Origin of the sequence: Streptomyces sp. NPDC058664, from assembly GCF_042716635.1 — a bacterium.
Taxonomy (GTDB): Bacteria; Actinomycetota; Actinomycetes; order Streptomycetales; family Streptomycetaceae; genus Streptomyces.
Genome location: NZ_JBHXRW010000002.1, coordinates 165,538 through 184,016, shown reverse-complemented (window position 1 = coordinate 184,016; position 18,479 = coordinate 165,538). Strand labels below are relative to the sequence as shown.

Here is an 18,479-nt window from a genome sequence, read left to right as displayed (position 1 = left end):
GCGCGTCGCGCCGACGGACCCACGCACTCACCGCGAGCCGCGGAAGTCCGCGCCCTCCACGATGAACCCCGCCACCAGCGCGCCCGACATGCCCGCGTGGGCCAGCCCGCCGCCCGGGTGGGACCAGCCGCCCGCGAACCAGAGGCCCGGCAGCGGGGAGCGGTTGTCGGCCGGGAGCAGCAGACCCCCGGCCCCGGCGAGCGCGGGCCCCGGGACCTCGGCGGCGCCGGTGTCCCGCCGGACGTCCTCCGGCGTACGGACGTGCCGCCACAGCAGCCGCTCCCGGAGCCCCGGCACCGCGTGTCCGGCAGCCTCGACCATCCGCCCGGCGAAGGCTTCCCATTCCTGCTCCCCGGACGTCCTGACGGTCGCCGTGACCGTCACCGACTCGTGGTCCGCGTCGGGACGCAGCGCCGGATCGTCCGGGCGCAGCACCGTCACCGTCGGCCGCCCGCCGCTCTCGTGCACGACGGTGCGGTGGACCGCCCCCGACTCGCGGGGTCCGCGCAGCGCCAGAAGGACCGTCACCCTGCTCGTGCCGTTCGTCTGGTGGCGCGGCCGCTCGTCGCCGTCTCCGCCCCCGACGACGTGATCGCGGTAGAGCGCGGGCACCGGGGCTCCGGAGACGACGTGGTCGGCCTCGGCGGTCCCGCCGCCCGCGAGCCGCACGCCCACCGCCCGGCCGTCCTTCACCAGGACGTTTTCCACGGGCGTGTCGAAGACGAACTCGACACGCCGCTTCCGGCACCGCTCGTACACCGCGTCGGCGAGCGCCCGCAGCCCCCCGCCCACGTACCAGCTGCCGAAGGTCTGCTCCATGTACGGCAGGACGGCGGCCGAGGCCGGGGCGGTCGCCGGGTCGAAGCCGTACGCCCACGCGTACGCGTCGAGCAGGGCGGCGAGCCGGGGGTCGCGCAGCTCCCGCGACCCGATCCGCGCGAGCGTCGTCGTCGGGCGTCGCAACACGCCCGGCTTCAGGGCCGGGTACGGCTCACGGGCCAGCGGCGCGGGGTCGGCCGGCTGCGGCTCCTCGAGGAGCGGGCGGCGGGTCCGGTCCCAGGCCTCGCGGGCGCGGACGAGGAAGTCGCCCCAGCGCTCGCCCGCCCCCGCGCCGAGCGCCGCGTCCAGGGCGGCGACCGTGCCGGCCCGTGAGGCGTTCGGCAGGTCCACGCGGGTGCCGTCGGCGAAGACATGACGGCTCGCCGGGTCGACCTGCGTCAGCGCGACGCACTCCTCCAGGGGCTCCTTGCCGGTCTTCACGAACAGGTCCCGGTACACGGCGGGCAGATGCAGCAGCCCGGGCCCCGTGTCGAAGGCGAAGCCGTCCCGTTCGAAGCGGCCGACCGCGCCGCCGTACGTCGCGCCCCGCTCGTACACCGTCACCCGGTGGCCCGCCACGGCCAGCCGGGCCGCCGCCGCCATGGCGCCGAGTCCCGCGCCGATCACCACAATCCGTGCCATGCCGGCGACTTTATCCGGCCGCTCCGACAGCACCGGAATCCCGGTCGGACGTCCGGTCCGGCATCCGGGGCACGCCGGTCAGAAGTGCTCGGACCCGTCGTCGGACGGCGGCCGCGACCGGATCCCGGCCGTCACGTCGGCGAGCCTTCTCTCCTCACGGCGCTGGGACCTGCGGCGCAGGAAGCGGCGGATCCGTTTCGCCAGGAGGACCAGTATCGCCAGACCGAGGGCGAGCAGCACGGCCGCGATGACCGCCGCCGCCACCGGATGGAAGACCGCGAAGGTGATGATCGCCGCCACCCCGAGGTCCTCCGCCAGGCTCAGCGCGACGTTGGAGAACGGCTCGGGCGACGAGTTGACCGCCATCCTCGTCCCCGCCTTGACGAAGTGGCTCAGCAAGGCCGTCGAACCGCCGACCGCGCCCGCCGCGAGCTCGGGCAGCGAACCGTTCTGCCCGGCGAGCAGGGCGCCGACGACGGCCCCCGAAACCGGCCGGATCACCGTGTGGACGGAGTCCCATATCGAGTCGACGTACGGGATCTTGTCCGCCACCGCCTCGCACAGGAAGAGCACACCGGCGACGACGAGGACATCGGTGCGCTGCAAGGACTCGGGCACCTCGTCGGTGAGCCCGGTCGCGCCGAAGACGCCGAACAGCAGGATCACCGCGTACGCGTTGATCCCGCTCGCCCAGCCGCTGGTGAACACCAGGGGGAGTACGGACACGCCCGCGATCGTAACCAGGACTGAGTACCCGTACCTAGAGGGCGAGATGAGTAGGCGCGCGGATGGGCACCGGGGGGCCCGGACGGAAGAGTGGAGCTCACGGAAGGGGCGCGGCTCCGGCACCGCCGGCACGGGGCTGCGGAACGGGCCGCGCACCTGCCGGCACGGGGGTGCGGGAAAGAGACCGGTGCGGCGAGGCTCGGGGGGATCGAGCCTCGCCGCACCGGTCGTTTCGTGATCTGCGCGCGCGTGCCACCGCGCGGGACCTCGCCTCGCGCGCGTGCCGCCGTCCCTACCGGCCGCCCACCCGGCCGTGCAGCAGCCGGGAGAGCGCCGCGTGCACGTCGTCGAGCGACCGCTCGCTCTGGAAGGCCTGCCAGTCGAGGGCCGCCACGAGGACCATGCCGACAAGCGCCGCCGCCGTCAGCTGGACGTCGATGTCCTCGCTCAGCTCACCGGCCGCGACCCCCTCGCGCAGCACCCCCTCGACCACCGCGACCGCCTCCTGGCGGACCACCAGGAGCGTCGAGTTCCAGGCCCGGTTGGTGCGCCAGAGCTCGGCCACGTACAGCTGGGTGAAGGCCGGGTAGCGGTCGATGAAGACGAGGCCCGCCCGGATCATCGCGTCGAGCGCGTCGACCCGGCTCCCGCCACGCTCGGCGGTCTCCTCGGCCGCCGAGCGCAGCGAGGCCGTGAGCAGCGACACGCCGTGGCGCAGCAGCTCCTCGAAGAGCTCGGTCTTGCTCTTGAAGTTGTAGTAGACCGTGCCCTTGGCCACGCCGGCCCGCTCGGCGATCTCGTCCACCGTCGTCGCGGAGAAACCCTGCTCCGCGATGAGCGTGACGGCCGCCTCGTAGAGCTTCGCGCGCGTGGCCTGGCGTCGGGTGCTGCTGCTGTCCATGGGGTCGATTCTCACAGGTGTGGCGGATGGCACCGGACCGCTCTCACAGGGTCAGTTCGGGGTGGAGCCGGTCGAGCGTCCAGACCTGGCGCTTGCGGGCCGAGACGGCGGTGAGGGCCAGGGCGCCCAGGGTGAAGGCGGTCAGGACCGCGCAGGCCTGCCAGACGGGCCCGATCCCGCCGCCCGTGATCAGCCGGCGCAGCGCCTCGACCACGTAGGTCATCGGGAGGAACGGGTGCACGGCGTTGAAGAAGCCCGGACTGGTCTGGACGGGGTACGTGCCGCCCGCCGAGGTCAGCTGGAGCATCAGGACCGCGAGGACCAGGATCCGGCCGGCCGCGCCGAAGCGGGCGTTGAGCCACTGGATGATCGCGGCGAAGCAGCAGGTCACCAGGGCGAGGAAGCCGACCGTGCCGGCGGCCCGGTCCATCTGGAGGCCGAGGCCCCAGTGCAGGACCGACATGAGGGCCGCGACCTGGAGGACGCCGATCGCCGCCACGGGGAACCAGCCGGCGAGCGCGATCCGCCATGCGGAGGCACCGGCGGCCAGGGCGCGCCGGTTCAGCGGCTGGATGATCATGTACGCGACCATCGCGCCGACCCAGAGGGAGAGCGGGATGAAGTACGGGGCGAAACCGGTGCCGTAGTTCGGCGCCTTGTGCAGCGACTGGGAGGCCAGCTGGACGGGGTCCGCCATGACCTCCGTACGCCGGTCACGGTCCTGCTTGTCGTAGTCCGGGATCCGCTCGACGCCGTCGTGCAGGCCGCCGGCCAGCTCGCCGGAGCCGTCGGCCAGCTTGAACAGGCCGCCGTCGAGGGCGCCCGCGCCCTTCTTGAGCTTGCCGACACCGGTGTCGAGGCTGACGGAACCGGTCTTGGCGTCGGTGATGCCGGTGTGCAGCCTGTCCGCGCCCGCCGCGACCTTCTTCGCGCCCGCGTTCAGCTCGTTGATCTTCCGGATGGCGTCCTCGACGTCCTCGTCGAGGTGCGGGGCGCGGGCGGCGAGCTCGTCGGCCTGCTTCTTGAGCGTGACGAGCCGGGCGTCCAGGACCTTCAGGTCGCCGCTGCTGTCCTTGGTCAGCTCGTGCACGTCGTCCGCGATGGTGGCCACGTCGTCGGCGGAGACCGAGGCCTTCTTGAGCCTGTCGCAGATCCGGGCGTCGGCCTCCGGCTTCAGCTCGCACTCCTCCCGGTGGATCGCGGCCAGACCGTCGTCGGCCGCGTGGGCGGCGGTACGGAGCACCGGGGCGCGCTCGACCAGGTCGGCGAGGTTGTTGCGGGCGGCGGTGACGGAGTCGGACACGAGCCGGGCGGTGTCGCGGATCGACGTGCCGTTGTTCGCCAGGTAGGGGCGGACCTTGTCGGCGGTGCCGTTCACCTTGTCGGCGAGCGACTGGGTGCCGTTCGCGACCTCGCGGGAGCCGCTCTCCAGGTCCGTGGCGCCCTTGTCGAGCTTCTTCAGGCCCGCGGCCAGGTCGCCACTGCCGTTCTTGGCGGTCTTCAGACCGTCCGCCAGGTCCTTCGAGCCCTTCTTCGCCTTGTCCACGCCCTCCTTGAGGTCGTCGGCGCCCTTGGCGGCCTTCGCGGTGGCGTCGTGGATGTCGGAGAAGGAGATGAAGATCTTGTCGAGGAACGACCGCGAGGACTTGGTGGAGGCCGCGGTGCGCACCTCGGAGAACACCGTCCGGGAGATCTGGCCCACGATGTAGTTGTTGGCGTCGTTCGTCCGCACCCGCAGGGCGCCGGTCTCGGGGGAGTCCCCGGAGCTGGAGGCGATCCGCGAGCTGAAGTCGCCGGGCATGGTCAGGGACAGGTAGTACGTCCCGTCCTCGACGCCCTCGCGCGCCTCGGCGTCGCTCACCCGGTGCCAGGCGAAGGTGTCGCTCTCCAGGAGCCCCTCGGTGATGTCGTCGCCGGCGTTGATCGGCTTGCCGTCGGCGGTGGCGCCCCGGTCCTCGTTGACGAGGGCCACGGGGATCTTGTCGAGCCTGCTGTACGGGTCCCAGAACGAGTACAGGTACAGGGCGCCGTACAGCAGGGGCAGCAGCAGGATCGCGACGAGCGCGGCGCGCGGCAGCTTTCCCCTGCCGAAGCGCTTCAGCTCAAGCGCGGCCAGTTTCGGCGAGCGCATCGGCCGCCCCCTCCTCGGTCGTGTGGTCGGCGTCGGGCTCGGTGTCGGGCTCGGTGTCGGTGTCGGAGTGGGCGTCGTCCGTGGTGGGCCCGGCCTTCCCGGCGGTCCCGGTGTCCGGTTCGGCGGTCCCGGTGGTCTCGGTGGTCTCCGCGTCCGGCTCGGCGGCCTCCGACTCGGCCTTCGGCTCCGCTTTCCCGGCGGGCGTCTCCCGCTCGGCCGGATCCGCGAGCGTGGTGATCCGCAGGGCGTCCCCGGGAGCCTCGCTGCAGACGGCGAGGACGGTCGTGCCGCCCGCGGCCACCGAGCGCAGCAGTGCCCAGGCCTCGGCCCGGTCGGCGTCCGACAGCTTCAGGTCCGTGTCGTCCACGGCGAGCAGCCGGGGGCGGCCGATCAGAGCCAGGGCGATCGTCAGCCGCAGCGCTTCCAGCCGCTCCAGATCCCGTACGGAGGTCCGCTCGCCCTTCGGCAGGGCGGAGAGGTCGAGCCCCGCGGCCTTCACGGCCTCTTCGATCCGGGCCCGGGTCGCCGCCCTGCGCTCGGCCGGGCGGCGCAGGAGGGCCCGGACGGAACCGTCGTAACGGCGCTGGAGGAGGGCACGCTCGCCCAGGTGCTCGGCGACCGTGAAGGCGGGGTCCAGCTCGCTGACCCCGGGCACCTGCCCGAGTGCGCTGATCCGGCGGACCGCGGCCATCTTCCGGGGCAGGGGCAGGCCGCCCACCTCCGCGGTGCCCTCCTTGGCCCTCATCCGGCCGGTGAGGGCGAGCAGCAGGCAGGTGCGGCCCGAGCCGGACGGCCCCTCGATCGCCACCAGCGAGCCGGGACCGGCCCGGAAGGAGACCTCCCGGAAAGCCCAGCCGCGCGGTCCCCTCAGCCCGAAGCCGTCCGCGACGACGGCGGCCCCGTGCGGCCGCTCGTCGGTTTCCGCTCCCACGGGCCCCACCCCCTGTTCCCCTTTTTGCACTGACTGGTCAGTGCAAAAACTACCGGGATGGTGACGCTCAGGCAAAACCCCAGGTCAGTGGCGTTGTCAGTGGGGCCGGGCACGATGGACACATACGGCTACAGAGCCGTCACGCGACGACTGGAGGACTCGTCATGGCAAGCCCTTCCGCAGCAGCCGCGCCCCGCCACCCCGGGAGCCGTACCGCCCCCGCGCAGTCCGGACCCGCCTCCGACATCCACCCCGTCCCGCGCCGTGCCGCCGCCCCGCCCGCCGCCCTCGACCTCCTCGCCAAGGCCCACGCCGGACTGACCGAGGCCGCCGCCCTCGACCGCCCCCACGAGCGGTACGCCGCCGCCCACCTCGCCGCCCTCCGGGCCGCCGCCGCCGTGCTCGCCGCCCGCGCCAGGCCCGAGGCCGCGCCCCGCCGTCGGCAGCGGATAAGGAGCGCCTGGGAGCTCCTCGCCGAGCTGGCGCCCGAGCTCACCGAGTGGAGCGCCCTCTTCGCCTCGGGCGCCGAGCGCAGGGCCCGCGCCGAAGCCGGCATCACGAGCGCGGCGACCCGGCGCGAGGCCGACGACCTGCTCAGGGACGCCTCCTTCTTCCTGCGCCTGGTCGAGCGGCTGCTCGCCCTCCAGCCGGTCCTGCCCCGCCGGCCGGGGGCGGACGAGGCCGGAGGATGATCCGAAAGGCGGGAGCGAGGCCATAGGGTGGGGAGCGTCCGTACCCGTCACCGAGGAGTCAACAGCCGTGCCGGACCCTTCCCCCGCCTTCGGTCGAGAGGCGTCGTCGCGCCCGTCGCGCGCCTCCCTGCGTACCGCCGTCGTCTGGGACGTCCTCAAGGAGGCCCTCGACCGCCGGGTCGAGGCCACCGGGAACGACAGCCTCGACGTCCTCGACACGGGCGGCGGCTCCGGGAACTTCGCGGTGCCGGTCGCCCGCCTCGGCCACCGCGTCACCGTCGTCGACCCCAGCCCCAACGCGCTCTTCGCGCTGGAGCGCCGGGCCGCCGAGGCCGGCGTCGCCGACCTGGTGACCGGCGTCCAGGGCGACATCAGCGGCCTCTTCGACGTCGTCGGGCGCGAGGGCTACGACGCGGTGCTCTGCCACGGCGTCCTGGAGTACGTCGACGACCCCGCCGAGGGCGTGCGGAACGCGGTCGCCGCGCTCCGGCCCGCCGGCAGTCTCAGCCTGCTCGCCGCCGGACTCGGCGGTGCCGTCCTCGCCCGCGCCCTCGCCGGGCACTTCACCGAGGCCCGGCACGCCCTCTCCGACCCGGCAGGCCGCTGGGGCACCGGCGACCCCGTACCCCGGCGCTTCACCGCGGAACAGCTCACCGGGCTCGCCGACGGGGCCGGACTCGACGTGGGCGCCGTGCACGGCGTCCGGGTCTTCGCCGACCTCGTCCCCGGCGCCCTCGTCGACACCGAGCCCGGCGCGGCGGAGGCTCTGCTCAAGCTGGAAGCGGCCGCCGCGGAGCTGCCCTCCTTCCAGGCGATCGCCACCCAGCTGCACGTGCTGGGCGAGAAGCGGGCCTGAGCGGGACGGCCACCCGTTCGGCGGTGCGGGCGACGGCGCTCCATGGAGTACGCCACAGCCCGCCCCGTAACGGGCTCCGCCCCGTATGATCGGGGGACAGCATCCGGCATGACGGACGAGGGGCTGGGGAATCAACGCCTCAGCAACCGATCCGCATGGCGGCCCGGATTGGCTATTCGGCATTGAGGGCGGGTTTCACGGGGGCGATTCCCTGCCTATCCTGAAAGGGCCGCAAACCGGTCGCCCCCGCGACCGACGACTAGGAGGACTCCGTGCCGCTCTCGGAGCACGAGCAGCGAATGCTCGAGCAGATGGAGCGAGCGCTGTACGCCGAAGACCCCAAGTTCGCGACAGCGCTCGAGGGAAGCGGACTGCGTACGTACACCCGGCGACGGGTCTACCAGGCAGTCGCCGGCTTCCTGGTGGGTATCGCGCTCCTCATGGCCGGAATGGTCGCACAGCAGATCTGGATCAGCGTGGTGGGGTTCCTCGTCATGCTGGGCTGCGCGGTCCTGGCGGTCACCGGATGGCGCAAGGCGCCGAAGCCGGGCGAGCAGCAGGCCAAGGGTGGGGTGGCGGCCGGTGGCCGTCAGACCCGGCAGCGACGCTCCATGATGAACAGGATCGAAGAGCGGTGGCAGCGCCGCCGCGACGAGCAGCAGGGCGGCGGCCACTGACGGCGGCCGAGCGGTAGCCCCGCGCCCCTACGTGACAGAGCCCCGCGGGACCCCCGCGGGGCTCTGTCGTACCTCCCGAGCCCCCGCCGACACGACGCCCACCCTGTTACGGCCGGGCGCCAGCCGCCGCCCACCCCGTTGCGGGCACGCACCCCGCTGGGCGGCGCCCACCCCGTTGTGGGCATCTGTTCCGCTGGGGCGATGGGGGTCCCCCCTGCTCGAGCGAAGCCGGGAGCTTGGGAGAGGGTGGGCACAACGGAACGGTGCCCCCTGCCGGGCCCAGGCTTTCGCGCCCGAACCCGCACCCGGCGGGCGCCGCACAGTTCGTGCAGCCCGCACCCCGGGTGCACCGCCGCTGGTGATGCGGGTCCCGGCACAAGGGGCGGAGGCGCCCGCCGAGGGCGCCGTCCCGTGTGCCCACCCGTCCCGCCCTGCGGGACGATTGCCCACACGGGGGCCCGGAGCAGCGGGGCGGTCGCTTCGGGCGGGCGGGCCTGCCCGGAGGGGCGGACGTCCGCCCCTCCGGGCCCCGACGCGTGCCCCCGGGGAAGGGGGGTCAGCTCGGGTTCGGGGTGGTGCGGCGGAAGCGGGTCGTCAGGGCGTGGCGGCGTACCGACCAGCCCATCGACGTCTCCGACCAGCGGGCCGACGCCGCCCAACGGAGCCGGACCGCCGAGCGCGGCGCCAGCGTCGCCCTGAGCCGGGCGCGCCGGTCGGCGGAGGCGTGGAAGCCCGCCCTGACCCGGGCGGCCTCGTCCGCCAGGCCCGCGACCGGACGCGGGCGGGGCGCGTACAGCACCTCCTCCACCGCCCGAGCCACCCGGTGCACCGCGTCCGCCGCCTCGTCCCGCAGCTCGCCGAGGCGGACGATCCGCGCCGCCGTGTTCCTCGGCGTCCGCGACTCGTCCGGCTCGACCCCGTAGTCCCAGGCGGTGTCGTTGATCTCCCGCCAGACCGCGAGCGTCCGTGCCGCCGTCTCCTCGGGACCGCGTGCCCCCTCCGAGCCGATCCGCCGGGCCCGTACCCGGGTCCGCCAGAGCAGGGGGAGGAGGGGAAGGGAGAGCAGGACCAGGGCCCCGAGGGTCAGGAGGACCACCGTCAGGGGGTTCGGACCCGAGCCTCCCGTCTCCGCACCGGCCACCGCCGCGTCCGGACCGCAGTCACCGAGCCTCCGCATCTGCGGGGTGCAGCTCTCCGAGGCGCTCGGCGCGGCGGACGGCTGCGCCGAGGCGCTCTGCTGGGGCTGCGCGGGACCGGTGGCCGTACCGGAGGGCGTGCTCTCCCGGGTGTACGCGGGGGTGGAGCCCCGCGAGGGGGTCGGCTCGAACCGCGTCCACCCGGCGCCCTCGAAGTACAGCTCGGGCCAGGCGTGGGCGTCCCGGATGCCGACCGAGACCGATCCGTCGGTCTGCGTCGTGCCCGGCATGAAGCCCACGGCGACCCGGGCCGGGATGCCGAGCGAGCGGGCCATCGCCGCCATGGAGAAGGAGAAGTGGACGCAGAAGCCCTCCTTGTCCTTCAGGAACCGGGAGATCGCCTGCACCCCGGTGCCGGACTCCACATCGACGTCGTAGCGGAAGCCGCCGTCCCGGGCGAACCAGTCCTGGAGCTTCACCGCCTGCTCGTAGTCGTTGCGCGCGCCCTGGGTGATCCGCAGCGCGGTCGCCCGCACATCGGCCGGGAGCGAGGCCGGGACCTTGGTGTACTCGCCGCGCAGCTTCTCCGGGGCGGGTCCGGCCCCGGCCAGCTGCTCCGACGTCGGCCGTACGTCCAGGCTGGTGACCTGGTAGCGGGCGCCCCGGGTGGTCTGCTTGTCGTCGCCGACGAGCATCCGGCCGGCCGGCTCGTACCGCCAGCGTCCGTCGATGTCGACGCGGCCGGCCGGGTACGGCATGGGCAGCCACTTCTGCTCGTAGCCGTCGGAGGCGACGAAGTTGCTGGTCACCTCGTTGATCTCGACGTCCTGCGAGAGCCCCTGCGGCCAGGGCAGCTGCCTGGGCACGTCCTCGATCGGGCGGACCGCGGACTTCCACGAGGTGCCGTCGAACTGGTCGAGCGCGACGAGCCGCAGATACATGCCGGAGGTGTCGCGGGCGTTGGTCCGGTAGCGCAGGACCTCCCGGTCCTCCTGCTGGCGCAGATTGTCCTGGAGGGAGACCAGCGGGTTCACGGCCGAGATCGTGCCGCCCTTGCCGACGCCCCCGGTGCCGGTGCCGTCGCCGCCCCCGAACAGTCCGCCGGTGAAGCCGGGCAGGGCGAGCGGAACCACCAGGGCCACGCCCATGGCCACCGCGCCGATCCGGCGGCCCGTGCGGGCCGGGGCGAAGGCGGGACCGCCGCTTCCGACGGTCGTGCCGGGCCGGCCGGAGCGCTGGGCGCCGCCGAAGACCCGCCCCCACTGGGAGAGCCGGTCGCGGCCCTCCGCGAGGAGCAGCAGCAGATAGCCGGAGGCCGCGAGCAGGAACCAGAGCCAGCCCGCGCCGCCGCCGGAGAGTCCGGCCGCCACCGAGTACAGGGCGAGCAGCGGAAGACCGGCCGGGGCGGCCTTGCGGAAGCTGACCGCGAGGGTGTCGACGAGCAGGCCGATCGCGAGGACGCCGCCGACCAGCATGAGCCGGATGCCCTCGGTGTCCGGCGCGGGGATCGCGTACCGGCCGACGTCCTCGGCGCCCGCCCGGAACAGTTCGGCGGCGTGCGCGAGGGCCTGGGGGCCGGGGAGGAACCAGAGGACCGCCTGCTCGCGGGCGAAGATCACGGTCAGCGCGAGCAGCGCGACGGCGACCTGGGCGAACAGGGTCAGCGGCCGGGCGAGCGGTGCCCGCCTGGCCAGCGCGCCCACTCCGCTCACCAGGGCGAGGACGAAGGCCGCCGTGAAGATCCAGGTCGCCGGCTTCACGAGGGGGAGCAGCGCCCCCGCCCCCATCAGGGTGGCGCCCCAGGCGGCCAGGGTCAGCCGTGCGCGCCCGCTCATGACCATCCTCCGTAGGTGTCGGCGGTGGCGGACTCCGCGCGGACTCCGGCCGCCTGCTGCCACAGGTCGGCGAGCCGTGCCCCGGGCGGTACGGCCAGCGCCGTCCAGCCCGCCTCTCGGAGCTGCCGTACCCGGGCGTCTACGGCACCGGCGACCGAGCCGCCGGTCAGCCAGGTCCCGGAGTCCAGGACGAAGGCGACGGCCGCGCCGGCGCGGCCGCGCATCCGGGCGGTGAGGGCCGCCTGCTCCTCGTCGAGGTCGCCGAGGAAGGCGATGAGCAGTCCCTCGTCGGCGCCGCGCAGCACGTCGGAGGCGCGGGAGAGACCGCCGCCCTCGGAGTGGTCGACGATCGCGAGGGTGTCCATCATCAGGCCGGCGGACTCGGCCGAGTCCTGTGCCGAGCCGCCGAAGCCCTCGGCGCCCTCGCCGGGCACCGCGCTGCCGGTGTCGGTGACGAGCCGGACGGCGTAGCCGCGTTCCAGCATGTGCACCAGGGAGGAGGCGGCGCCGGAGACCGCCCACTCGAAGGCGGAGTCGGGACCCGCGCCCTGGTAGGCGACCCGGCGGGTGTCGAGGAGGACGGTGCAGCGTGCCCGCTGCGGCTGCTCCTCGCGGCGGACCATCAGCTCGCCGTAGCGGGCGGTGGAGCGCCAGTGCACCCGGCGCAGGTCGTCACCGTGGCGGTAGGCGCGCGGGATGATGTCGTCGTCGCCGGCGAGGGCGAGCGAGCGCTGCCGTCCGTCGCCGTACCCCGAGGCCTCACCGGCGAGCTTGACCTGCGGCAGGGCCTCGGTCCTCGGTACGACGGTGAGGGTGTCGTACGCGCTGAAGGAACGGGTCAGCTCGCACATCCCGAAGGGGTCGTTGAGCCGCAGCTGGAGCGGGCCGAGCGGGAAACGGCCGCGCAGGTCGGAGCGGACCCGGTAGGACACCTCGCGCCGGCCGCCCGCCTCGACCCGGTCGAGGACGAAGCGGGGGCGGGGCCCCAGCATGTACGGCACGTGGTCCTGGAGCATGAGCAGCCCGGTGGGCAGCTTGGAGACGTTCTCCATCCGCAGCTGGACCCGGGCCTCGGTGCCCGCCTCCACCCGCTGGGGGGTGAGCCGGCGGGAGGTCGCGACCCGGTAGCGGGTGCGGTGCAGCACGAGGACGCAGATCAGCGGCAGCGTGGCGAGCAGCAGCCCGACGCGCAGCAGGTCGGCCTGGCCGAGGACGTACGCGCAGACGGCGGCGGCCACCCCGGCGGCGAGGAAGGAGCGGCCACGGGTGGTGAGACCGCCGAGGGCGGCCCGCAGACCGCCCCGGTCGTCCTCGTCGTCCCGCTGACCGTCCGGCACGGCAGCGCCTCCCATCACAGCCGCCGGGCGCCGGGCTGCTGGCCGTAGAGCGGTCCGGCGGGCGGGGCCGCGGCCGGGACGGGGGTCCGCTGCAGGATGTCCTGGACGACCTGCTCGGAGGTACGGCGGTTCAGCTGGGCCTGCGCCGTCGGCAGCAGCCGGTGGGCGAGGACCGGCGCGGCGAGGGCCTGGAGGTCGTCGGGCAGCACGTACTCGCGGCCGCTGAGCGCGGCGGAGGCCTTGGCGGCCCGCAGCAGGTGGAGCGTGGCCCGGGGGGAGGCGCCGAGCCGCAGGTCGGCGTGGGTGCGGGTGGCGGAGACGATGTCGACCGCGTACCGGCGTACGGCGTCGGCGACGTGGACCGCGCGCACCGCCTCGATCAGCTTCAGGATGTCGTGGGCGTGGGCGACCGGCTGGAGGTCGTCGAGGGGGGAGACCGAGCCGTGGACGTCGAGCATCTGGAGCTCGGCCTCGGCGCTCGGGTAGCCGATGGAGACCCGGGCCATGAAGCGGTCGCGCTGGGCCTCGGGCAGCGGGTAGGTGCCCTCCATCTCGACCGGGTTCTGCGTGGCGACCACCATGAACGGGCTGGGCAGCTCGTACGTCTGGCCGTCGACGGTGACCTGGCGCTCCTCCATGGACTCCAGGAGCGCGGACTGGGTCTTCGGCGAGGCGCGGTTGATCTCGTCGCCGATCACGATCTGCGCGAAGATCGCGCCCGGCTTGAACTCGAAGTCACGCCGCTGCTGGTCGAAGATCGACACGCCGGTGACGTCCGAGGGCAGCAGGTCGGGCGTGAACTGGATGCGGCGCACCGAGCAGTCGATGGACCGGGCCAGGGTCTTGGCGAGCATGGTCTTGCCGACGCCGGGGACATCCTCGATGAGGAGGTGTCCCTCGGCGAGCAGCACGGTCAGCGAAAGCCGTACGACCTCGGGCTTGCCCTCGATCACACTCTCCACCGATCTGCGGACTCGATCCACAGTGGTGGTCAGATCAGCGAGGCTCGCTCGATCGTCATAGGTCGTCACCCGGCCCTCCTCGGCCTTCCGGAACACGGACACCTGCCCCCGGTGAGAACTTCGGGGGGTGTCACCCGAGCATTCTTGTTCGCATGGCCGGGTCGTGTCACTCGCCTGTGGACAAGTGCGAGGGAAATGCCGGGCTTTGGGTGTTTAAGCCTGGTCGGCGGGGCCGTCCGACGGGTCGATCTCGCGCAGCAGACCCGTCTTCACGTCGAAGACGAAGCCGCGGACGTCGTCGGCGTGCAGCAGGAAGGGGGAGGTCCGCACCCGCTGCATCGACTGCCGGACGTCCTGGTCGACGTCGCGGAAGGACTCGACCGCCCAGGCCGGCCGCTGACCGACCTCCATCTCCAGCTCGTGCCGGAACTCCTCGGTGAGGGACTCCAGGCCGCAGCCGGTGTGGTGGATCAGCACCACGCTGCGGGTGCCGAGGGCCCGCTGGCTGATGGTGAGCGAACGGATCACGTCGTCGGTGACCACGCCGCCCGCGTTGCGGATGGTGTGGCAGTCGCCGAGTTCGAGGCCGAGGGCCGCGTGGAGGTCGAGACGGGCGTCCATGCAGGCGACGACGGCGACGCCCAGCACGGGCCGCGCGTCCATGCCGGGGTCGGTGAAGTCGGCGGCGTAGCGTGCGTTCGCCTCGACGAGACGGTCGGTGACCGAGCCGGCGGTGCGCACGGCGTCGGCGGAGGAGTGCGTGGAGGTCGACATGAATCCGACGTTAATGGTCACAGACCTTCCAGGCTCGCTGTGAGAGGGGACAAAGAACGCCATTGAGTCTTGTTGTGAGCTAACCCACAGGCGTCGGCGACGCGGCCAGAACGGGCGAGCCGTCCGGAATGTCCGGCCCGGGCCCCGGCGCCGTGCGACGCGCCAGCCGGTTGGTTGACCGGCGGGTCCCGTGGACTAAAGTGACGCGAAGTTCACGGAGACAACGAGCGATTTCCGCGGTTTCTCCCCCGTGTGTGCGGCGGTACCTACGGCTCGGCCTCCTCCCGCTCGCCCGTACCTCCGCGCCGGATCTGAGAGGGCGCATTGAGCAACGACCGACACGTCCCGGTCATGCTCCAGCGGTGCCTGGACATGTTGGCCCCCGCTCTGGAGCGCCCCGGCGCGGTCGTCGTCGACTGCACCCTGGGCCTCGGCGGCCACAGCGAGGCACTCCTGAAGCGGTTCCCCGAGGCGCGGCTCGTCGCCCTCGACCGGGACAAGGAGGCCCTGCGGCTCTCCGGCGAGCGGCTCGCCCCGTACGGGGAGCGCGCCACCCTCGTCCACGCCGTGTACGACGAGCTGCCCGAGGTCCTCGACCGGCTCGGCCTCCGCACGGTCGACGGCGTCCTCTTCGACCTGGGCGTCTCCTCCATGCAGCTGGACGAGGCCGACCGCGGCTTCGCCTACGCCCAGGACGCCCCGCTCGACATGCGCATGGACCAGACGACCGGCATCAGCGCGGCCGAGGTCCTCAACACCTACCCGCCCGGCGAGCTGGTCCGCATCCTCCGCGCGTACGGCGAGGAGAAGCAGGCCAAGCGGATCGTCTCCGCGATCGTGCGCGAGCGCGAGAAGGAGCCGTTCAGCAACAGTGCCCGGCTCGTCGAGCTCATCCGCGACTCGCTGCCGCAGGCCGCCAAGCGGACCGGCGGCAACCCGGCCAAGCGCACCTTCCAGGCCCTGCGCATCGAGGTCAACGGCGAGCTGACCGTCCTGGAGCGGGCGATTCCGGCGGCCGTGAAGGCCCTCGGCGTCGGCGGCCGCATCGCCGTCCTCTCGTACCACTCCCTGGAGGACCGGCTGGTCAAGCAGGTCTTCGCGGCCGGCGCGGCGACCACCGCCCCGCCCGGCCTGCCGGTCGTCCCGGAGAAGTACCAGCCGCGTCTGAAGCTGCTCACCCGGGGCGCCGAGCTGCCCACCGAGGAGGAGGTGGCCGAGAACCGGCGCGCCGCCCCGGCCCGGCTCAGGGGCGCCGAACGGATCAGGGAAGACGTCCTGTGAGTACGGCGAAGGGGCCGCTCAAAGGGCGGGCCGCGCGGCTCGGACGGCTCATGCCGTCGGGGCCCAGCTCGGCCGCCCGCACCCCCTTCGTCCTCCTCGTCGTGGTGCTGCTCGGCGGTGGCCTGATCAGCCTGCTGCTGCTGAACTCGGCCCTCAACCAGGGTTCCTTCCAGCTCAACGAGCTCAAGGACAGGACCACCGAGCTCACCGACGAGGAGCAGGCGCTCCAGCGGGACGTCGACGACTACGCGGCCCCCGACGCGCTGGAGCGGCGGGCCCGCGAGCTCGGCATGGTCCCGGGCGGCAGCCCGGCCTTCCTGGGGCCCGACGGCAAGGTGCTCGGCGAGCCCTCGGTCGCGGTGGCGCCGAAGCCGAGCCCCACGGCCGGCGCGTCGGTCACGCCGTCGGCCTTTACGGGCTCCCCGGAGCCCGGGGCGCGCGCCGACGCGTCGGGGACCGCCGCCGGCGCGGCGGCCACGGGCGTGGACACCGCCGCGAGCACCGGTGCCGTCACGGGCGCCGGGGCCGCCACGGGCATCGGCATCGCCACGACCACCGGGGCCACGGGAACCGACACGCCCGGCATCGTGGCAGGCGTCGGGATTGACACGCTGACCGGAGCCACGGCGACCGGCACCCCGACCGGCGGCACCACCTGGTCCGGCACCTCGACCGGCGACACCGCCCGGTCCGACACCGCCCGGTCCGCCACCGGGACCCGTGCTACCGCCGCCCCCACCGGCCCCTCCGCCCCCGCTCCGACGACCTCCGGCAGGTGACCGAGCAGTGCCCCCCAAGGAGCCCCCGCGCCGCCGCGTCCCCGGCCCCGCCCGGCCCGCGCGCCCCAGGCCCGCCTCCGCCGGAGCCCGCCCGTCCCGCCCCGCCCCGCGCCCGGCCGCGAAGCGGACCGCGCCCCGGCCGCCGGCCAGGCAGCCCCGCACGATCCGGCTCGGCAGCCCGCGGCCCCGGCTGCGCCTGGTCTCCCTCGGTCTGACCCTCGTCATGCTGGCCTTCGTGGTGCGGTTGCTCCAGGTCCAGGCCGTCGACGCCGGCGCGTACGCGGCGAAGGCCGACAAGTACCGCTTCCAGGAGTACACGCTCTCCGCCGAGCGGGGCGAGATCACCGACCGCAACGGCATCGCGCTCGCCGCCAGCGTCGACGCGTACGACATCACGGCCGACCCCAAGCTCTTCACCCCCGAGGAGTCCAAGGTCCCCGACGCGCCCGAGCAGGCCGCCGCCCTCCTCGCCCCGCTCCTCGGCAAGGAGCCCGCGGAGCTCGCGAAGAAGCTCCGTACCCCCAAGTCCCGCTACACCCTGCTCGCCCGCAAGCAGACCCCGCAGGTCTGGAACCAGATCAAGGACCTCAGGAAGGTCTACGGGCAGAAGGCCCAGGCCGCCGGCGGCAACGGCGTCAACCTCCTCGGCGGCATCCTCAGCGAGCCCAGCACCAAGCGCGTCTACCCGAACGGCGAACTCGCCGCCGGGATACTGGGGTACGTCAACGCCGAGGGCAAGGGAGCGGGCGGCGTGGAGTCCATGCTCGACCCCCAGCTCGCCGGCAAGGACGGCAAGATCCGCTTCACCCAGTCCGGCGGCCGGCAGGTCCCCACCGCGGGCTCCCAGGGCACCCCCGCCGTTCCCGGCTCCGACATCGAGCTGACCATCGACCGGGACATCCAGTGGGCCGCCCAGCAGGCCATCACCGAGCAGGTGAGGAAGTCCAGGGCCGACCGGGGTTACGTCATCGTGCAGAACACCAGGACCGGCGAGGTCCTCGCCATGGCCAACGCCCCCGGCTTCGACCCCAACGACCTCTCCGCCGCGAACGCCGCCTCCATGGGCAACGCGGCCCTCCAGGACGCCTACGAGCCCGGCTCCACCAGCAAGGTCATGTCCATGGCCGCCGTCCTGGAGGAGGGCAAGGCGGCCCCCGACACCCATGTCACCGTCCCCAACCGGCTCCACCGCGGCGACCGGCTCTTCAAGGACGACGTCGACCACAAGACCTGGTACCTGACCCTCAACGGCGTCCTCGCCAAGTCCAGCAACATCGGCACCATCCTCGCCACCGGCCGGCTCGGCGCCACCCAGGCCGAGTCCAACCGGGTCCTCCACGGCTATCTGCGCAAGTTCGGCATCGGCAGCCCCAGCGGCCTGAACTACCCGGGCGAGACCGCCGGCATCCTCGCCAAGCCCCAGGACTGGTCCACCTCGCAGCAGTACACGATCCCCTTCGGCCAGGGCCTCTCCGTCAACGCCCTGCAGGCCGCCTCCGTGTACTCGACCATCGCCAACGGCGGCGTACGCGTCGAACCGACCCTCGTACGCGGCACCAAGGGGCCCGACGGGCGCTTCTCACCCGCCCCCACGCCCAAGGAGACCCGCGTCGTCAGCGAGAAGACCGCCGACACCCTCGCCACGATGCTGGAGTCCGTCGTCGACGACCGGGAGGGCACCGGCACCAGGGCGGCCATCCCCGGCTACCGCGTCGCCGGCAAGACCGGTACCGCCAACCGCGTCGACCCCGAACTCGGCCGCTACAAGGGCTACACCGCCTCCTTCGCCGGCTTCGCCCCCGCCGACGACCCGCGGGTCACCGTCTACTGCGCCATCCAGAACCCCACCAAGGGCAGCTACTTCGGCGGCCAGATCTGCGGTCCCATCTACAAGAAGGTCATGGAGTTCGCCCTCAAGACCCTCCACATCGCCCCCACGGGCAGCGAGCCCGCCCGACTGCCGGTCTTCTCCGACCCCACCCCGTGACACTCCGGGAGCA

General features: G+C 73.6%; 15 protein-coding genes. 6 read left to right on the top strand and 9 right to left on the bottom strand.

Annotation, left to right across the window (positions count from 1 at the left end; translation table 11 throughout):
* Nucleotides 1–27: 27 nt before the first annotated feature.
* The 5 genes from ACFWUY_RS02525 to ACFWUY_RS02505 all read right to left on the bottom strand — a co-directional run bounded on the left by ACFWUY_RS02525 (nucleotide 28) and on the right by ACFWUY_RS02505 (nucleotide 6,150).
* Nucleotides 28–1,461, bottom strand: a complete 1,434-nt coding sequence (locus ACFWUY_RS02525; protein WP_384101151.1) for a phytoene desaturase family protein — start codon at nucleotides 1,459–1,461, stop codon at nucleotides 28–30.
* 78 nt (nucleotides 1,462–1,539) lie between these two features.
* The gene (locus ACFWUY_RS02520; protein ID WP_384101149.1) at nucleotides 1,540–2,187 is read right to left on the bottom strand and encodes a DUF4126 domain-containing protein; all 648 of its coding nucleotides are present in this window, start codon (nucleotides 2,185–2,187) and stop codon (nucleotides 1,540–1,542) included.
* Between the two features lie 292 nt (nucleotides 2,188–2,479).
* Nucleotides 2,480–3,088, bottom strand: coding sequence for a TetR/AcrR family transcriptional regulator (locus tag ACFWUY_RS02515; protein ID WP_384101147.1), 609 nt, complete (start codon nucleotides 3,086–3,088; stop codon nucleotides 2,480–2,482).
* A 43-nt stretch (nucleotides 3,089–3,131) separates the two neighbouring features.
* Nucleotides 3,132–5,219: a YhgE/Pip family protein gene (locus ACFWUY_RS02510; protein ID WP_384101145.1), complete on the bottom strand. Its 2,088-nt coding sequence runs from the start codon at nucleotides 5,217–5,219 to the stop codon at nucleotides 3,132–3,134.
* On the bottom strand, nucleotides 5,191–6,150 hold the full coding sequence (locus ACFWUY_RS02505) for an ATP-binding cassette domain-containing protein (protein WP_384101143.1): 960 nt from the start codon (nucleotides 6,148–6,150) through the stop codon (nucleotides 5,191–5,193). Before ACFWUY_RS02505 ends, ACFWUY_RS02510 begins: the two co-directional genes overlap by 29 nt.
* A 164-nt stretch (nucleotides 6,151–6,314) precedes the next feature.
* On the opposite strand from ACFWUY_RS02505, the gene ACFWUY_RS02500 reads away from it, so the two are divergent.
* From ACFWUY_RS02500 to ACFWUY_RS02490, 3 genes are all read left to right on the top strand, one after another.
* Nucleotides 6,315–6,842: an SAV_6107 family HEPN domain-containing protein gene (locus ACFWUY_RS02500; protein WP_384101141.1), complete on the top strand. Its 528-nt coding sequence runs from the start codon at nucleotides 6,315–6,317 to the stop codon at nucleotides 6,840–6,842.
* Between the two features lie 67 nt (nucleotides 6,843–6,909).
* Nucleotides 6,910–7,698: a class I SAM-dependent methyltransferase gene (locus tag ACFWUY_RS02495; protein ID WP_384101139.1), complete on the top strand. Its 789-nt coding sequence runs from the start codon at nucleotides 6,910–6,912 to the stop codon at nucleotides 7,696–7,698.
* A 272-nt stretch (nucleotides 7,699–7,970) separates the two neighbouring features.
* Nucleotides 7,971–8,375, top strand: coding sequence for a DUF3040 domain-containing protein (locus ACFWUY_RS02490; RefSeq protein WP_351214675.1), 405 nt, complete (start codon nucleotides 7,971–7,973; stop codon nucleotides 8,373–8,375).
* A 556-nt stretch (nucleotides 8,376–8,931) separates the two neighbouring features.
* Here the strand turns inward: ACFWUY_RS02490 and ACFWUY_RS02485 are convergent.
* The 4 genes from ACFWUY_RS02485 to ACFWUY_RS02470 all read right to left on the bottom strand — a co-directional run bounded on the left by ACFWUY_RS02485 (nucleotide 8,932) and on the right by ACFWUY_RS02470 (nucleotide 14,419).
* Entirely contained in the window at nucleotides 8,932–11,346 is a 2,415-nt protein-coding gene (locus tag ACFWUY_RS02485) for a DUF3488 and DUF4129 domain-containing transglutaminase family protein (protein WP_384101137.1), read from the bottom strand.
* A complete protein-coding gene (locus ACFWUY_RS02480; protein ID WP_384101135.1) occupies nucleotides 11,343–12,698 on the bottom strand; it encodes a DUF58 domain-containing protein in 1,356 nt (451 codons plus the stop codon). Before ACFWUY_RS02480 ends, ACFWUY_RS02485 begins: the two co-directional genes overlap by 4 nt.
* Complete coding sequence (locus ACFWUY_RS02475; RefSeq protein ID WP_384101133.1) at nucleotides 12,698–13,714, bottom strand: AAA family ATPase; 1,017 nt, start codon at nucleotides 13,712–13,714, stop codon at nucleotides 12,698–12,700. The genes ACFWUY_RS02480 and ACFWUY_RS02475 overlap by 1 nt, the downstream gene beginning before the upstream one ends.
* Nucleotides 13,715–13,858: 144 nt before the next feature.
* Nucleotides 13,859–14,419 carry a beta-class carbonic anhydrase gene (locus ACFWUY_RS02470; protein WP_384101131.1) on the bottom strand — a complete coding sequence of 187 codons (561 nt, stop codon included), beginning with the start codon at nucleotides 14,417–14,419 and terminating at the stop codon, nucleotides 13,859–13,861.
* Nucleotides 14,420–14,743: 324 nt separating this feature from the next.
* On the opposite strand from ACFWUY_RS02470, the gene rsmH reads away from it, so the two are divergent.
* Genes rsmH through ACFWUY_RS02455 form a run of 3 tightly spaced genes read left to right on the top strand, consistent with a single transcriptional unit; the run spans nucleotide 14,744 to nucleotide 18,466 of the window.
* Complete coding sequence (gene rsmH, locus ACFWUY_RS02465) at nucleotides 14,744–15,700, top strand: 16S rRNA (cytosine(1402)-N(4))-methyltransferase RsmH (RefSeq protein WP_384101129.1); 957 nt, start codon at nucleotides 14,744–14,746, stop codon at nucleotides 15,698–15,700.
* Nucleotides 15,697–16,479, top strand: coding sequence for a septum formation initiator family protein (locus tag ACFWUY_RS02460; protein WP_384101127.1), 783 nt, complete (start codon nucleotides 15,697–15,699; stop codon nucleotides 16,477–16,479). Before rsmH ends, ACFWUY_RS02460 begins: the two co-directional genes overlap by 4 nt.
* Nucleotides 16,480–16,486: 7 nt before the next feature.
* Nucleotides 16,487–18,466, top strand: a complete 1,980-nt coding sequence (locus tag ACFWUY_RS02455; RefSeq protein WP_384101125.1) for a penicillin-binding transpeptidase domain-containing protein — start codon at nucleotides 16,487–16,489, stop codon at nucleotides 18,464–18,466.
* Nucleotides 18,467–18,479 lie beyond the last annotated feature (13 nt).

Excerpts from the sequence above, each read along its gene's own strand:
- ACFWUY_RS02525 (WP_384101151.1), bottom strand. The coding sequence starts at position 1,461 with ATGGCACGGATTGTGGTGATCGGCGCGGGACTCGGCGCCATGGCGGCG.
- ACFWUY_RS02515 (WP_384101147.1), bottom strand. The coding sequence starts at position 3,088 with ATGGACAGCAGCAGCACCCGACGCCAGGCCACGCGCGCGAAGCTCTAC.
- ACFWUY_RS02510 (WP_384101145.1), bottom strand. The coding sequence starts at position 5,219 with ATGCGCTCGCCGAAACTGGCCGCGCTTGAGCTGAAGCGCTTCGGCAGG.
- ACFWUY_RS02500 (WP_384101141.1), top strand. The coding sequence starts at position 6,315 with ATGGCAAGCCCTTCCGCAGCAGCCGCGCCCCGCCACCCCGGGAGCCGT.
- ACFWUY_RS02485 (WP_384101137.1), bottom strand. The coding sequence starts at position 11,346 with ATGAGCGGGCGCGCACGGCTGACCCTGGCCGCCTGGGGCGCCACCCTG.
- ACFWUY_RS02480 (WP_384101135.1), bottom strand. The coding sequence starts at position 12,698 with ATGGGAGGCGCTGCCGTGCCGGACGGTCAGCGGGACGACGAGGACGAC.
- ACFWUY_RS02470 (WP_384101131.1), bottom strand. The coding sequence starts at position 14,419 with ATGTCGACCTCCACGCACTCCTCCGCCGACGCCGTGCGCACCGCCGGC.